Annotated in this window: 15 protein-coding genes; 11 read left to right on the top strand and 4 right to left on the bottom strand. The window is 72.5% G+C overall.

Annotation, left to right across the window (positions count from 1 at the left end; translation table 11 throughout):
• On the bottom strand, positions 1-732 hold a 732-nt coding region (locus VE614_RS15995), incomplete at its 3' end, for an IS110 family transposase (RefSeq protein WP_324936965.1).
• Positions 733-994: 262 nt separating this feature from the next.
• Positions 995-1,663, bottom strand: a complete 669-nt coding sequence (locus VE614_RS16000) for a DUF4097 family beta strand repeat-containing protein (RefSeq protein WP_324936967.1) — start codon at positions 1,661-1,663, stop codon at positions 995-997.
• A 259-nt stretch (positions 1,664-1,922) separates the two neighbouring features.
• Between VE614_RS16000 and VE614_RS16005 the strand changes: the two genes are divergently transcribed.
• Positions 1,923-2,723, top strand: a complete 801-nt coding sequence (locus VE614_RS16005; RefSeq protein ID WP_324936968.1) for a GbsR/MarR family transcriptional regulator — start codon at positions 1,923-1,925, stop codon at positions 2,721-2,723.
• Between the two features lie 203 nt (positions 2,724-2,926).
• The gene (locus VE614_RS16010; RefSeq protein ID WP_324936970.1) at positions 2,927-3,835 is read left to right on the top strand and encodes a DMT family transporter; all 909 of its coding nucleotides are present in this window, start codon (positions 2,927-2,929) and stop codon (positions 3,833-3,835) included.
• A 181-nt stretch (positions 3,836-4,016) separates the two neighbouring features.
• On the opposite strand, the gene VE614_RS16015 is transcribed toward VE614_RS16010, so the two are convergent.
• Entirely contained in the window at positions 4,017-4,217 is a 201-nt protein-coding gene (locus VE614_RS16015; RefSeq protein ID WP_324936972.1) for a hypothetical protein, read from the bottom strand.
• Between the two features lie 204 nt (positions 4,218-4,421).
• Between VE614_RS16015 and VE614_RS16020 the strand changes: the two genes are divergently transcribed.
• From VE614_RS16020 to VE614_RS16030, 3 genes are all read left to right on the top strand, one after another.
• Complete coding sequence (locus VE614_RS16020; protein WP_324936973.1) at positions 4,422-5,687, top strand: sensor histidine kinase; 1,266 nt, start codon at positions 4,422-4,424, stop codon at positions 5,685-5,687.
• Between the two features lie 81 nt (positions 5,688-5,768).
• Positions 5,769-6,467, top strand: coding sequence for a response regulator transcription factor (locus VE614_RS16025; protein WP_324936975.1), 699 nt, complete (start codon positions 5,769-5,771; stop codon positions 6,465-6,467).
• Between the two features lie 130 nt (positions 6,468-6,597).
• Positions 6,598-7,779 (top strand): cytochrome P450, encoded by a 1,182-nt coding sequence (locus VE614_RS16030; RefSeq protein ID WP_324936977.1) that lies wholly within the window; start codon positions 6,598-6,600, stop codon positions 7,777-7,779.
• Positions 7,780-8,392: 613 nt separating this feature from the next.
• Here VE614_RS16030 and VE614_RS16035 read toward each other — a convergent pair.
• Positions 8,393-9,415: a Gfo/Idh/MocA family protein gene (locus VE614_RS16035; protein WP_324936979.1), complete on the bottom strand. Its 1,023-nt coding sequence runs from the start codon at positions 9,413-9,415 to the stop codon at positions 8,393-8,395.
• Between the two features lie 103 nt (positions 9,416-9,518).
• Between VE614_RS16035 and VE614_RS16040 the strand changes: the two genes are divergently transcribed.
• From VE614_RS16040 to VE614_RS16065, 6 genes are all read left to right on the top strand, one after another.
• Entirely contained in the window at positions 9,519-10,283 is a 765-nt protein-coding gene (locus VE614_RS16040) for a GntR family transcriptional regulator (RefSeq protein ID WP_324936981.1), read from the top strand.
• A gap of 169 nt (positions 10,284-10,452) precedes the next feature.
• On the top strand, positions 10,453-11,457 hold the full coding sequence (locus tag VE614_RS16045) for a sugar ABC transporter substrate-binding protein (RefSeq protein ID WP_324936983.1): 1,005 nt from the start codon (positions 10,453-10,455) through the stop codon (positions 11,455-11,457).
• Positions 11,454-12,485 (top strand): ABC transporter permease, encoded by a 1,032-nt coding sequence (locus tag VE614_RS16050; protein ID WP_324936985.1) that lies wholly within the window; start codon positions 11,454-11,456, stop codon positions 12,483-12,485. Before VE614_RS16045 ends, VE614_RS16050 begins: the two co-directional genes overlap by 4 nt.
• Positions 12,482-13,282 carry an ATP-binding cassette domain-containing protein gene (locus VE614_RS16055; RefSeq protein ID WP_324936987.1) on the top strand — a complete coding sequence of 267 codons (801 nt, stop codon included), beginning with the start codon at positions 12,482-12,484 and terminating at the stop codon, positions 13,280-13,282. Before VE614_RS16050 ends, VE614_RS16055 begins: the two co-directional genes overlap by 4 nt.
• 106 nt (positions 13,283-13,388) lie before the next feature.
• Positions 13,389-14,534 (top strand): ROK family glucokinase, encoded by a 1,146-nt coding sequence (locus VE614_RS16060; protein WP_324936989.1) that lies wholly within the window; start codon positions 13,389-13,391, stop codon positions 14,532-14,534.
• Positions 14,531-15,127 (top strand): sugar kinase, encoded by a 597-nt coding sequence (locus VE614_RS16065; protein WP_324936991.1) that lies wholly within the window; start codon positions 14,531-14,533, stop codon positions 15,125-15,127. The genes VE614_RS16060 and VE614_RS16065 overlap by 4 nt, the downstream gene beginning before the upstream one ends.
• Positions 15,128-15,213 lie beyond the last annotated feature (86 nt).

Below are 15,213 nucleotides of genomic sequence, written 5' to 3' on the forward strand. Positions count from 1 at the left end.
CGACGGGACGATCACGTCGAGCGTGCCGGTGCCCGGGACGACGACGGTCTGCTCGTCGAGCGCGTCGAAGATGTCGTCGACCAGCCGTTCGGCCATGCGCAGGGCCCTGGGGCGGACGACCTCGACGAGCCTTCGGCGGCCCGCCTTGCGCAGGGCCTGCGGGGATCCGTAACGCTCGAGGAGCCAGGTGACGGCCGGGTGGTCCAGGCGGGGACCGAGGACGCGTTCCAGGCTGGGGTGGAACTGGGTGAGCAGGCCCCGGACGCGGTTGGAGGTGCGGTTGGCCTCGCCGGCGAGGTCCCGGTCGAAGCCGACGAGCATGGTCAGCTCCGCGGTGACCTCGTCGGTGAGGTCAAGGGTGCGCAGGGTGTGGGGCATGGTGCGGGCGGCGTCCGCGATGACGGCTGCGTCTTTCGCGTCGGTCTTGGCCTCGCCGGGGTAGAGATCGGCGATCCGCCGCATCGCCAGTCCGGGCAGGTAGGCGACCTGGCAGCCGGCGTCCCGGGCGACCGTGAGTGGGAGGGCGCCGATGGAGGCGGGCTGGTCCACGATCACCAGGACGGTGCCGAACTTGGCCCTGAGTTTGTCGAAGACGGCCCGCAGTTTCGGTTCGCTGTTCGGCAGAGGCTTGTCGAAGACCGTCTTCCCGGCCGGGGTCAGGCCGTGGCCGTGATGCGTTGCCTTGCCGACGTCCAGGCCCAGGAAGACGCCCACCGCGTCGATGTCGACCATCGTGCCCCCACATGTGTCGATGCGTGCCAGCCTCGGCGGTCGGGGCCGTTCGCGCGCATCCGCGTTATGCAGACCTGCCGCCCGCGAGCGGCCGGGCATTGCGCCTGGCCAGGCGGTGGTCGGGCCTCTGATCAGAGTCTCCGAGGCACCCCTCGGACCCGGTGACACCACCCCCAGGTCATCCGATCGACAGGGGGCAACAGTCATTCCGGGCCCGGAGGCCAGCGGCCCTCTTGCAGGACCGCGAAGAAGATAACGGGGGCTACAGGCTGCGGGCGGAGATGTCGCCGTAGGCGGTGGTCGCCTGGATGGCCAGGCCGGCGGCGCCGTCGGAGTTCCTGAGCGCGTTGCTGATCCGGCCGTAGGCGGTGCCGGCGTCCAGTGAGGCGGCAACACCCCGGGCGGCGCCGACCGAGATGTCGCCGTGCTCGGTGCGCAGCGTGACCGTGCCGCCCACCGCCTCGGCGATGCGCAGGTCGCCCTTCTGCGTGCTGATCTCCGCCGGGCCGCCCAGACGGCCGACCGAGACGTCACCCGCGGCCAGGGTGAGGCGGGCGCTCGCGGTCTCGTCGAGCTTGACCGAGCCGTGCGCACCCTCGAAGACGACGTCGCCGAGCCGCCCGACACCCCGCAGCTCGCTGCTCGCGGCCTTGGCCTCGACACGGGAGCCGGCGGGCAACTGGACGGTCACCTCGACGGATCCCGAGTTGCCGAGGATCCGGTTCTTCGCCTCGGGGGCCTCGATCCGCAGGACGCCGTCGCCGTAGGTGACCTCGATCTGCTCGGCCGCCTTGACGTCGCGGCTCTTGGCGGCGTCGGCGGGCAGGATCTCGACCGTGGTGTCGGCGCGGTCCGCGGCGATGAACCGGATGTGCCCGGCAGGGATGTCCAGGACGGCCGAGACCGGGGCGGGGGTGTCGAACTTCTGCATGGCGTTCTCCTGGGGAAGTCTCGCGGGCCCTTTGCGGCCCGCTGCTTTCTGACAACGGAAACGCTACGTTGCGTTCGATGATCCGGCAACGAACTTGTTGCACGGGATCAATGTATAACCAGTTCAACGCAGGTAAATCGTTGCAACGGGTTTGAATTTAACGCAACGCTTTGCCTTCTGTTCGTTGCAATGAATTGAGGGTGAACGCTATGCTGGAGGTGCGCGAGCACTCAAGGACGACCCCCAAGGAGACACCCCCATGCCGGGAGGCAGGCTCACTCAGCAGGAACGCCAGCAGATCGGGCTGGGACTGGCCGACGGCCTCCCCTACGCGGAGATCGCCAGGCGCCTGGACCGCCCGACCTCGACCATCACGCGCGAGGTCATGCGCAACGGCGGCCCCACCGCCTATCGCGCCGAACTCGCCCATCGCGCCACCGAACGCCGCGCCCAACGGCGCAGGCGAAGTGCGCCCAGGGGGGCGAAGGCGCCCCTCCAGGCCTACGGGCGGGACCCCGAGGCCGTGCGTGAGTACCAGGAGGCGTTCACCACCGTCTTCATGGCGTCGGGCGCGCCCAAGATGATGTCCCGGGTGCTGGCCTGCCTCTACACCACCGACGAGGGCAGCCTCACCGCGGCCGAACTCGTCGAGCGCCTGGAGGTCAGCCCGGCCTCCGTCTCCAAAGCGATCGCGTTCCTCGAAGAACAGGGCCTCGTCCGCCGGGAACGCGACGAGCGCCGCCGCGAGCGCTATGTCGTCGACGACGACGTCTGGTACCAGTCGATGATGGCCAGCGTCGGCAGCACCGCCCAGGTCGCCGAGACCGCCCGGCAGGGCGTCGGCGTGTTCGGCCCGGGCACCCCCGCCGCGGTCCGGCTGGAGAACATCGCCCGCTTCCTCGACTTCGTCACCGAGAGCCTCGCCCGCGCCGCGGAACAGGCCCGCGACATCCTCTACGTGAAACCCGAGACGTCCCCGGGCCGCACCGCCGAGACGCCCTCGGGCCGCACCGCCGAGACGCCCCCGGGTGGCGCCGCCACGCCGGGCTCGGACGGCTGACGGCCGGTCGGCCGCACCGGGTCCGGGCCGCTGACGGGCGGCCGGGATGCGCCTTTCGGTCCACGCCGCCGCGCGGGCGGCGCCTGCCCCGCGCGCACCCGCGAAACACCTGGCCGAAGACCGCCCACGCCGGTACGGTGATCATCCCCGTGCGAGCCGCCGCCGTCTCCGCACTCCCCGCCGGAGACGAAAGCGCAGCCGCCATGTCCTCCTCGATCGCCGTACCCGGCGTCCTCGCGCCCCGCCGTGCCTGGCTCACGGATCTGCCCGTGCTGCTGGTGGCGGTGGTCTGGGGCGCCAGCTATCTCGCCGCCAAGGACATCACCACCGCCGAGACCGTGCTCGCGGTCCTGGTGCTCCGGTTCGCCGTGGTGCTGCCGGTGCTGGTCGTCGCCGGCCGCCGCGCGCTGCGCGCCCTCACCCCGGCCCAGTGGCGAGGAGCCGCGCTCCTCGGGCTGATCCTCAGCGGGATCTTCCTGCTGGAGACCTACGGGATCGTGCACACCTCGGCCACCAACGCGGGCCTCATCATCAGCCTCACCATGATCTTCACCCCGCTCGCCGAGTCCGCGGTGACCCGCACCCGGCCCTCGCGCGGTTTCCTCGCGGCGGCCGCGATCTCGCTGCTCGGCGTCGTCCTGCTCACCCAGGGCGGCGGCTTCACCCGGCCCTCGCTCGGCGATCTGCTGATGCTGCTCGCCGCCCTGGCCCGCACCGTGCACGTGCTCGCCATGTCCCGGGTGACGTCCGTCCAGGGCGCGCCCGCGCTGCCGCTGACCACCGTCCAGCTCGGCACCTCGGTCGTGGTGTTCGCGCTGCTGTCGGCCGGCGCCGGCGCCACCCCGTGGGGCACCGCGGCGACGTTCGGCGCGCGGGAGTGGGCGGGGCTGCTGTTCCTGTCCGCGTTCTGCACGCTGTTCGCCTTCTTCGTGCAGATGTGGGCCGTGCGCCGCACCTCCCCGTCCCGGGTCAGCCTGCTGCTGGGCACCGAACCGCTGTGGGCCGCCGCGGCCGGGATCGCGCTCGGCGGGGAACGGCTGGGGGCGGTCGGGCTCGCGGGCGGCGCGCTGGTGCTGGCGGGGACGGCGTGGGGGCGCCGGGCGGCAGGCTGACCTCCCGGGCAGGTCAACTTCCGGAAAACGAACGGGACTTCCGGCCACTACGCCTCGTGCGACCCCATCGACCACGACTGCTGAGTCGGCGTCGGCCACGGCTGCTCAGCAACCGCCGAAGCCGGCGGCCGGGTCACCGCCGAGACCGGCGGCCGGGTCACCGCCCACACCGGCCGCCGGCTCAGCGGGACTTCCGGCTCTCCGCCGCGGCGAACAGCGCGCACGCCAGCACCAGCAGCGCCACGCTCGCGAAGATCCCGTACTCGTTCAGGAAGGCGATCCGTGACACGAGCCCTCCGTCCCAGTCGGTGAACTCCCGCAGCAAGCCCATCACGCCCTGGACCAGGGCGATGAATCCGAGAAACTCCAGCACGCTCTTCATGGCCTGGACTCTCGCCCCGCGGACCCCCCACCCGCATCGGCCGCGGGGCGAGACACCTCCGACGGAAGTCGCCGACGCCCGCCGCCCGGCGGCGCCGGTCGTCGCGGACCGGTACGACTTCGGTCGGATGCCGCGCGACTTCCGTCCACTTCCGTCCACGACAGCGCGCACGGGCCCCGTCACCCGCCCCGCACCTGCGTAGATTTGCCGACCGTGAGGGACAACAGCACGGCACCGCAGGCGCCGGCGTTCACGGGACGCCGATGGCTGTTCCCGTCCGCCGTGATCCATGAACTCGACGCGGACGGCACGTCGCCCGGACGGACCGGACGGCCCCGGCGCACGGCACGGGACTGGGCCGTCGACTTCACCTGCTTCCTGCTCGCCGTCGCCCTCGGTATCGCGGGCGCCGACACCGTCGCCGACGACCACGCCATTCCCCACGGCCTGGCCGTCGCCGACCAGGTGCTCGGCGCCCTCGCCTGCGCCGCCGTCTGGCTGCGCCGCCGCTGGCCGGCCGGGCTCGCCGTCGCCCTGACCGTCCTCGGCCCCCTCTCCGTCACCTCCGGCGGAGCGGGCCTGCTCGCCCTGTTCACGGTCGCCGTGCACCGGCCCTTCCGCTACGTCGCCTGGATCGGCGGCGCCTCCCTCGCGGTGATCCCGTTCGTCCTCTGGCTGCGCCCGGAGCCCGGCATGCCGTACCTGGCGGCCGTCGTGCTCACCGCGCTGCTCACCGTCTCCACCATCGGCTGGGGCTTGTTCGTCCGGTCCAAACGGCAGCTCATGCTGAGCCTGCGGGACCGCGCCCGGCGGGCCGAGACCGAGGCCCGGCTGCGGGCCGAACAGGCCCAGCGGCTGGCCCGCGAGGCCATCGCGCGGGAGATGCACGACGTCCTCGCGCACCGGCTGACCCTGCTCAGCGTGCACGCCGGGGCGCTGGAGTTCCGGCCCGACGCCTCCCGCGAGGAGATCGCCCGCGCGGCCGGCGTGATCCGCGAGAGCGCCCACGAGGCACTGCAGGACCTGCGGGAGATCATCGGTGTGCTGCGGGCGGGCGAGCCCGACGACGCGGGCCGCCCGCAGCCCACGCTCCCCGCCCTCGGCACCCTCGTCGCCGAATGCCGCGCGGCCGGCATGAAGGTCACCCTCGTCCAGCGGGTCGCCGACCCGGCCGCCGTCCCCGCCTCCGTCGGCCGCACCGCCTTCCGCATCGCCCAGGAGGGCCTGACCAACGCCCGCAAGCACGCCCCCGGTGCCGAGGTCACCGTCCAGATCTCCGGCATCCCCGGCGAGGGCCTCGCCGTGCTGGTGGCCAACCCCGCCCCCGACGGCGACGTCCCGCCCGTCCCCGGATCCGGCCAGGGCCTCATCGGCCTCACCGAACGCGCGACGCTGGCCGGGGGACGCCTGGAGCACGGGCCGCGCGCGGACGGCGGGTTCGAGGTGCGGGCGTGGCTGCCGTGGGGGTGAGCACGCGGCCCCGCCGAGGACCGTGCGCGCGACCGGGTCCGGGCGTACCAGCGCACCGGGCAACCATGATTTCGTAACCCCATGACTGCGATCCGACTGCTCCTCGTCGACGACGACCCCCTCGTGCGGGCCGGCCTGTCCTTCATGCTGGGCGGCGCCGACGACATCGAGATCGTCGGCGAGGCCGCCGACGGCGACGAGGCCGAGACGCTGGTGGCGCGCACCCGCCCGGACGTCGTGCTCATGGACATCCGGATGCCGGCCGTGGACGGACTCACCGCCACCGAGCGGCTGCGTTCCCGCGCGGACGCCCCGCAGATCGTGGTGCTCACCACCTTCCACGCCGACGAGCAGGTGCTGCGCGCCCTGCGCGCGGGCGCCGCCGGGTTCGTCCTCAAGGACACCCCGCCCGCCGAGATCCTCGACGCCGTGCGCAAGGTCGCGGCCGGCGACCCCGTCCTGTCGCCCGCCGTCACCCGGCAGTTGATGGCCCACGCGGCCGGCACGGCCGCCGACACCCGGCGTACGCGCGCACGCGCACGCGTCACCGTTCTCGGCGAGCGGGAGCGCGAGGTCGCCGTCGCGGTCGGACGCGGCCTGTCCAACGCCGAGATCGCCGCCCGGCTGTTCATGAGCGTGCCCACCGTGAAGACCCATGTCTCGCGCATCCTCGCCAAGCTGGACCTCAACAACCGCGTGCAGATCGCGCTGCTGGCCTACGACGCGGGACTCCTGGACGCGCCCGACGAGAACCCGGCGGCCGGGCCGGGCGGGCACTGACCGCCCGGCGCCGGCCGCGGGCACTCACCGCGGGCACCCACACCGGTGCTCACAACGGGCACTGACGGGACCGCTCGTCCGTTGACCGACCGACGGGGTGAGCACGGTGACCAGGAGGGGGCACATACGCATGGGGGACATCATCGACCTGGGCGACTACGGCGACGGGTTCCGCACCGACCCGCACCCCGTCTACGCCGCACTGCGCGCCCGCGGGCCGGTGCACCGGGTGCGGATGCCCTCGCCCGCCGACTACGAGAGCTGGCTGGTCGTCGGCTACGAGGAGGCGCGCGCGGCGCTCGCCGATCCGAGACTGGCCAAGGACGGCAGCCGGGTCGGCCTCACGCCGCTCGACGAGGAACTGATAGGACCGTATCTGCTGGTCGCCGACCCGCCCCGGCACACCCGGCTGCGCGGGCTCGTCACCCGCGCGTTCACCCCGCGCCGGGTGGAGCGGCTGCGGCCCCGCATCCAGCGGATCACCGATGAACTCCTCGACGCGATGCTGCCGCTCGGCCGCGCCGACCTCGTGGAGGCGCTGGCCTACCCGCTGCCCATCACCGTCATCTGCGAACTGCTCGGGGTGCCCGAACCGGACCGCGCGGAGTTCCGCCGGCTGTCCACCGAGACCGTCGCCCCGACGAGCGCGGACAGCGGGCAGGACGCCATCGCCCGGCTCGGCGCGTATCTGACCCGGCTGATCGAGGACAAGCGCCGCGCCGGACCCGGCGACGACCTGCTCAGCGCGCTGATCGAGACCACCACCGAGGACGGCGACCGGCTCTCCCCGGAGGAACTGCGCGGCATGGCCTACGTGCTGCTCATCGCAGGCCACGAGACGACGGTCAACCTCATCACCAACGGCGTGCACGCGCTGCTCACCCACCCCGCCCAACTCGCCGCCCTGCGCGCCGACATGACCCTGCTCGACGGCGCGGTGGAGGAGATGCTGCGCTACGAGGGCCCGGTGGAGAACGCCACCTTCCGGTACGCCGCCGAGCCACTGGAGATCGCCGGGACCCGGATCGAGGCGGGCGAAGCGGTCATGGTCGGCCTCGCCGCGGGCGACCGTGACGACACCCGCTATCCCGGCGCCGACCGCTTCGACATACGCCGCGATCCGCGCGCCCACCTCGCCTTCGGCCACGGTATCCACTACTGCCTCGGCGCCCCCCTGGCCCGTCTGGAGGCCCGCACGGCCATCGGCACCCTCCTCGACCGCGCCCCCGCCCTCACCCTCGACGGCCCACCCGGCGCGTGGCTGCCGGGAATGCTGATCCGGGGCATGCGAAGCCTGCCGGTCCGCTGGTGACGACGAACGCGGGGCGCTGACCGAGGGGGCGCGTCCGGTGGGCGGTCGGCCGCCCGAGCGAGGTCTCCGAGGGAGCCGGGCGCGCACCGGCAGGGGGCGGGTCGCCGACCGTCGGCTGAGGGCCTTGCCGTGGCGGGTGGTTGGCGGCATCACCGGGGGACAGGCGCGGAGCGGGCGGTCGTCCGGGCGCGGGGCGGGCGCCGGGAGCGGGGCGGTGTGCGGTCTGCGGTCTGCGGTTCTGCGGTGGTCGGCTGGCCGGTCGTCGGCTGGCCGGGCTAGGGGCTTTCTCGCCGATCAGGCCGGATCAGGGAGCGGTGCCGGACACCGCGAGCCCGGCGTGATCGGCGAGACGCCCGCTTGGGGCGATGGGCCGGTCGGGGCGCTGTCCTGGGCGGCGGAGTGCGGGCGCCCGCTGGGTATGGGCGGTCGCCGACCGGCCTGCGCCCGGCCTGCGGGAGCGTGCTCCGGTGCCGGCGGGCGGGCGCGGGGCCTGGGGGAAGGGTGGGGCTGGCGGCGGGCGCGGAGGTGAAGCTGAGGGCGTTGCCCCTGCCGTGGTCGGCGGTGCTCGACGGCGGACGCGGGCCCGGCTCGACGGAGCCGTGGGGGCCGGGGGTCAGCGGAACACCGCTTCCGCCCCGCCCGGGATCTCCGCCAGGCGGACCGGTCTGCGTTCGCGGCGGGAGCGTTCGCAGGCCTCGGCGATGCGCAGGGCCTGCAACGCCTCGCGGCCGTCGCAGGGGTTGGCCCGCTCGCCCCGGACCACCTCCACGAACGCGGCCAGTTCGGTCTCGTAGGCGGGCCCGAAGCGCTCCAGGAAGGTGGTCCACGGGCGGGACGCGGCCGGCGGCCCGGTCGGCTCGGTGGACGCGATCGGCGTCCGGTCGTCCAGCCCGACCACGATCTGGTCCCGCTCCCCGGCCAGCTCCATGCGCACGTCGTAACCCGCCCCGTTCAGCCGGGTGGCCGTCGCGGTGACCAGCGTGCCGTCGTCGAGGGTGAGCAGCGCCGCGCCGGTGTCGACGTCGCCCGCCGCCCGGAACATCGGGGGCCCGCCGTCGGATCCGGTGGCGTACACCTCCACCACCTCGCGGCCGGTCACCCAGCGCGCGATGTCGAAGTCGTGGATCAGGGTGTCCCGGAACAGCCCGCCGGACAGCGGGAGATACGCGGCGGGCGGCGGCGCCGGGTCGGAGGTCATCGCCCGTACGGAGTGCAGCCGTCCGAGCCGCCCGGAGCGGACCGCCTCGCGGGCGCCGGTGTAGCCGGCGTCGAAGCGGCGCTGGAAGCCCATCTGGAGGACCGTCCCGGCGGCCTCCACCTCGGCGAGCGCGCTGAGGGTGCCGGGCAGGTCGATCGCGATCGGCTTCTCGCAGAAGACGGGCAGTCCGGAGCGCGCGGCCCGGCCGATCAGGTCGGCGTGGGCCGAGGTCGTCGTGGTGATCACGACCGCGTCCACACCCCACCGGAAGATCTCGTCCACCCCGGGCGCCGCCGTCTCGCCCAGCCGGTGGGCCAGCTCCTGCGCCCGCGCGGGGTCCGCGTCGGTCAGGATCAGGGAGCCGACGTCCCGGTGACTGCTGAGCGTGTTGGCATGGATGGTGCCGATCCGGCCCGTACCGATGACCCCGATGCGCATGGAATCACGGTGGGGGTGGACCCGGCCCACTGTCAATGCGAATGTCCGGACAATCGGACTACACAACTTCCCGTCAACCGGTCGTGAAAGCTACGCTCGGCCCGTGCCGAAACCAGATGTCGACCCGACCGTCCAGCTCGACCTCAGCGTGGACCGGAGTTCTCCGGTGCCCCTGTACTTCCAGTTGTCCCAGCAGTTGGAGGCCGCGATCGAGCGGGGAGCGCTCACTCCGGGCAGCCTGCTGGGCAACGAGATCGAGCTGGCCGCCCGGCTCGGCCTGTCCCGGCCCACCGTCCGCCAGGCCATCCAGTCGCTGGTCGACAAGGGTCTGCTGGTGCGCCGCCGCGGGGTCGGGACCCAGGTCGTGCACAGCCAGGTCAAGCGCCCCCTGGAGCTGAGCAGCCTCTACGACGACCTGGAGGCGGCCGGCCAGCGCCCCGCCACGAAGGTGCTGGTCAACACCGTCGTCCCGGCGTCCGCCGAGGTCGCGGCGGCGCTCGGGGTGGCCGAGGACGGCGACGTCCACCGCGTGGAGCGGCTCCGGCTGGCGCACGGCGAACCGATGGCGTACCTGTGCAACTTCCTGCCGCCCGGACTGTTCGATCTGGACACCGCACAGCTGGAGACCACCGGCCTGTACCGGCTGATGCGGTCCGCGGGGATCACCCTGCACAGCGCCCGGCAGTCCATCGGCGCCCGCGCCGCGACCGCCGTCGAGGCCGAACGGCTCGGGGAGAGCGAGGGCGCCCCGCTGCTCACCATGCGGCGCACCACGTTCGACGACACCGGCCGCGCCGTCGAGTACGGCACCCACACCTACCGCCCGAGCCGCTACTCCTTCGAGTTCCAGCTCCTCGTGCGGCCCTGAGACGGGTCGCCGCCCGGACCCGGTTCGTCGCAATGTCCGGACAAGCCGGCCGACTCGCGCTCCCCGGTCACGGGGGGCACGAGCCCCGTGTTCGATACTGAGGCGTTTGGGGCCGGAGAGACGACCGGCCCCGGCGTACCGAAGAACACAGCAAGAAGGGCACGGCCTCGTGGCACGGTTTCGGACCTGGGTAGGCATCGCGGTGGCAGGGGCACTGACACTGTCCCTCGCGGGGTGCAGCAGCACCGGCGGCAAACGCGCCGAGGACGCCCGCAAGGCCGCGGCCGCCCGGGGCGAGGCGGCGGTGACCACACCCCGCTGGACCTTCGCCATGATCACCCACTCGGGTGACGGGGACACCTTCTGGGACATCGTCCAGAGCGGCGCCAAGGAGGCCGCCGCCAAGGACAACATCAACTTCCTGTACTCCCACGACGACGAGGCCCAGCAGCAGGCCCAGCTCGTCGACGCGGCCGTCGACAAGAAGGTCGACGGCATCATCGTCACCCTCGCCAAGCCCGACGCGATGAAGGCCGCCGTCGCCCGCGCCGTCAAGGCCGGCATCCCGGTGGTGACCGTGAACTCCGGCTCCGAGGAGTCCGAGGAGTTCGGCGCCCTCACCCACATCGGCCAGGACGAGACCATCGCCGGACAGGCCGTCGGCGAGGAGCTGAACGCGCGCGGCAAGAAGAAGGCGCTCTGCATCCTGCACGAGCAGGGCAACGTCGGCCACGAGCAGCGCTGCGCCGGCGTGAAGGAGACCTTCGACGGCACCGTGCAGAACCTCTACGTCACCGGCACCAGCATGCCGGACGTGCAGTCCGCCATCGAGGCCAAGCTCCAGGCCGACACGTCCGTCGACGCCGTCGTCACCCTCGGCGCGCCGTACGCCGACACCGCCGTGAAGGCCAAGCAGGGCGCGGGCAGCGACGCCGAGATCGACACCTTCGACCTGAACGCCAAGGTCGCCGCCGGCCTGAAGGACGGCACCCTCGGCTTCGCCGTCGACCAGCAGCCCTACCTCCAGGGCTACGAGGCGATCGACCTGCTGTGGCTGTACAAGTACAACGCCGACGTCCTCGGCGGCGGCAAGCCCGTGCTCACCGGCCCGCAGATCATCACCAAGGACCAGGCCGCCGCCCTGGAGGAGTACACGAAGCGGGGCACCCGATGAGCGCGGCCACCACCGACGAGCGCCTGCTGCGCACCTCCCCGCTGCGCGCCCTCCTCAGCCGGCCCGAGCTGGGCTCGGTGGTCGGCGCGCTCGCCGTCTTCGTCTTCTTCGCGTTCGCCGCCGACAGCTTCCTGCGCGCCGCCAGCCTGAGCACCGTCCTGTACGCGTCCTCCACCATCGGCATCATGGCCGTCCCGGTCGCGCTGCTGATGATCGGCGGCGAGTTCGACCTGTCCGCCGGTGTCCTGGTGACGTCGTCCGCGCTGATCTCGTCGATGTTCAGCTACCAGATGACCGCCAACGTCTGGGTCGGCGTCGGCGTCTCCCTGCTGGCCACGCTCGCCATCGGCGCCTTCAACGGCTTCATGCTCAGCCGCACCGAACTGCCCAGTTTCATCATCACGCTCGGCACCTTCCTGATGCTGACCGGCATGAACCTCGGCTTCACCAAGCTGATCTCCGGCACCGTCTCCACCAAGACCATCGCCGACATGGAGGGCTTCCCCAGCGCCCGCGACGTCTTCGCCTCCACCCTCACCATCGGCGGCGTCGACTTCAAGATCACCATCCTGTGGTGGTTCGCCCTGGTCGCGGTGGCCTCCTGGATCCTGCTGCGCACCCGCGCGGGCAACTGGATCTTCGCGGTCGGCGGCAACAAGGACGCAGCCCGCGCGGTGGGCGTCCCCGTGACGGCCACCAAGATCGGCCTCTACATGGGCGTCGCCTTCGGCGCCTGGATCGCCGGCCAGCACCTGCTCTTCTCGTACGACGTCGTCCAGTCCGGCGAGGGCGTCGGCAACGAGCTGATCTACATCATCGCCGCCGTCATCGGCGGCTGCCTGATCACCGGCGGCTACGGCAGCGCGGTCGGCTCGGCGGTCGGCGCCTTCATCTTCGGCATGACCAGCAAGGGCATCGTCTTCGCCGAGTGGAACCCGGACTGGTTCAAGTTCTTCCTCGGAGCGATGCTGCTCCTCGCGACCCTGCTCAACGCCTGGGTCCGCAAGCGCGCGGAGGCCACCAAGTGACGACCGAGACCGCGACCGCGACCCGCACGGCGCTCGTCGAACTGTCCGACGTCAGCAAGCGCTACGGCAACGTCCGCGCCCTGGAAGGCGTCTCCCTGGAGGTCCACCCGGGTGAGATCACCTGCGTCCTGGGCGACAACGGCGCCGGCAAGTCCACCCTCATCAAGATCATCGCGGGCCTGCACCAGCACGACGCGGGCACCTTCCGTATCGAGGGAGAGGAGACCCGCCTCGGCTCCCCGCGTGAGGCCCTGGACCGCGGCATCGCCACCGTCTACCAGGACCTGGCCGTCGTTCCCCTCATGCCGGTCTGGCGGAACTTCTTCCTCGGCTCCGAGCCCCGCAAGGGCGTCGGCCCCTTCAAGCGCATGGACGTCGACCACATGCGCCGCACCACCCACGCGGAACTCCTCCGCATGGGCATCGACCTGCGCGACGTCGACCAGCCCATCGGCACCCTCTCCGGCGGCGAACGCCAGTGCGTGGCGATCGCGCGGGCGGTCCACTTCGGGGCGAAGGTCCTCATCCTCGACGAGCCCACCGCGGCGCTCGGCGTGAAGCAGTCCGGCGTCGTCCTGAAGTATGTGGCGGCGGCCCGCGACGAGGGCCTGGGCGTTGTCTTCATCACCCACAACCCGCACCACGCGTACATGGTGGGGGACAGATTCGTACTGCTGCGGCGGGGCGCCATGGTCGGGAATCACACCCGGGACGAGACAACCCTGGACGAGCTGACGGACCAGATGGCAGGCGGAACCGACCTCGCAGACCTGCGCCGGGAACTGAAGCGTCTTTGAGGGGCGCCGGGAACTGCGCGCCCGGCCACGGCGGCGCCGCACCCGGCAGACAACCGGAACCGCCCCGTTCCGCACCCCGCACCCCCGTGAGGCAGAATCGGCGACGATGAGCACCTACGGCACCTTCAGCGCCCCCATCGGCTCCCGGCGTGCCCCCGCCCTCAGAACGATCGGCACCCGGGAACGCCGCTCGCACCTGACCGCACCGCGCGTGCCCACGGTCGGCATCGACATCGGCGGCACGAAGGTGATGGCGGGCGTCGTCGACGCCGACGGCAACATCCTGGAGAAGCTGCGCACGGAGACCCCGGACAAGTCCAAGAGCCCGAAGGTCGTCGAGGACACCATCGTCGAGCTGGTGCTGGACCTGTCCGACCGGCACGACGTGCACGCCGTCGGCATCGGCGCGGCCGGCTGGGTCGACGCCGACCGCAACCGGGTGCTGTTCGCCCCCCACCTGTCGTGGCGCAACGAACCCCTGCGCGACCGCATCGCCGACCGGCTCGCGGTCCCCGTGCTCGTCGACAACGACGCCAACACCGCCGCCTGGGCGGAGTGGCGGTTCGGCGCGGGCCGCGGCGAGGACCACCTGGTCATGATCACCCTCGGTACCGGGATCGGCGGCGCCATCCTGGAGGACGGCCAGGTCAAGCGGGGCAAGTTCGGGGTGGCCGGCGAGTTCGGCCATATGCAGGTGGTGCCCGGCGGCCATCGCTGCCCCTGCGGCAACCGCGGCTGCTGGGAGCAGTACAGCTCCGGGAACGCGCTGGTCCGCGAGGCCCGGGAGCTGGCCGCCGCCGACTCCCCGGTGGCGTACGGGATCATCGAGCACGTCAAGGGGCAGATCGGCGACATCACCGGCCCGATGATCACCGAGCTGGCCCGTGACGGCGACGCGATGTGCGTCGAACTGCTCCAGGACATCGGCCAGTGGCTCGGCGTCGGCATCGCCAACCTGGCCGCCGCCCTGGACCCCTCCTGCTTCGTCATCGGCGGCGGTGTCTCGGCCGCCGACGACCTGCTGATCGGCCCCGCGCGGGACGCCTTCAAGCGGCATCTGACCGGCCGCGGCTACCGCCCCGAGGCCCGGATCGTCCGCGCCCAGCTCGGCCCCGAGGCCGGCATGGTCGGCGCCGCCGACCTCGCCCGGCTGGTCGCCCGCCGCTTCCGCCGCGCCAAGCGCCGCCGGGTGGAGCGGCACGAGCGCTACGAGCGGTACACGCAGGCCCGTCGCGCCGAGGGGGCGCCGTGACGTCGGGGACCCTGCCGCATCAGGCCGGACCGCCGGACGAGCCGCAGCGCCCCGTCGAGGACCGCCGCCACATGATCCGCCGGCGCGCGCTGACCCTGCTGATCATCGTGCTGCTCATCGGCGTTCCGGCCGGCTATCTGGTGATCTCCGCCAACCAGAGCCGCGACAGCGGCAAGGACAAGGAGAAGAAGTACTCCGCGACCGGCCTCACCCAGGGCTGGCCGTCGAAGGTGCAGCGCCGTCTGTACCAGGTTCCGGTGCCGCACCCGGCGAACCAGGTCGCCTGGTACGAGACGAACAACTGGAAGACCAGCCGCCTGTACGTCCAGTTCCAGACCACGCACGACGGCCTGGACGCCTTCCTGGAGGAGATGGGCCTCGACCGGCACGACCTGGTCAAGGACGACCTGCCCATCGGCTCCCGCGACCGGGACGTCACCGGCTGGAAGTTCTCCGGCCCCGGCGCCCGGCCCGGCCCGAACTACGGCGTCGTGCGCGAGCAGAAGAACCCGAAGCCGACGCAGGACATGGTCGTGAACTTCGGCGATCCGACGTACCCGATGGTGTACGTCGTCTCCCGCACGGTTCCCTGACCGGACCGGCCCCGGACGGTCGCCGGGGCCGATTGTCAGACCCGGCCCGTAGAGTCGAAGACGACTGATCGGACGAGCGGGCGGGA

Source organism: Streptomyces sp., assembly GCF_035645055.1.
Taxonomy (GTDB): domain Bacteria; phylum Actinomycetota; class Actinomycetes; order Streptomycetales; family Streptomycetaceae; genus Streptomyces.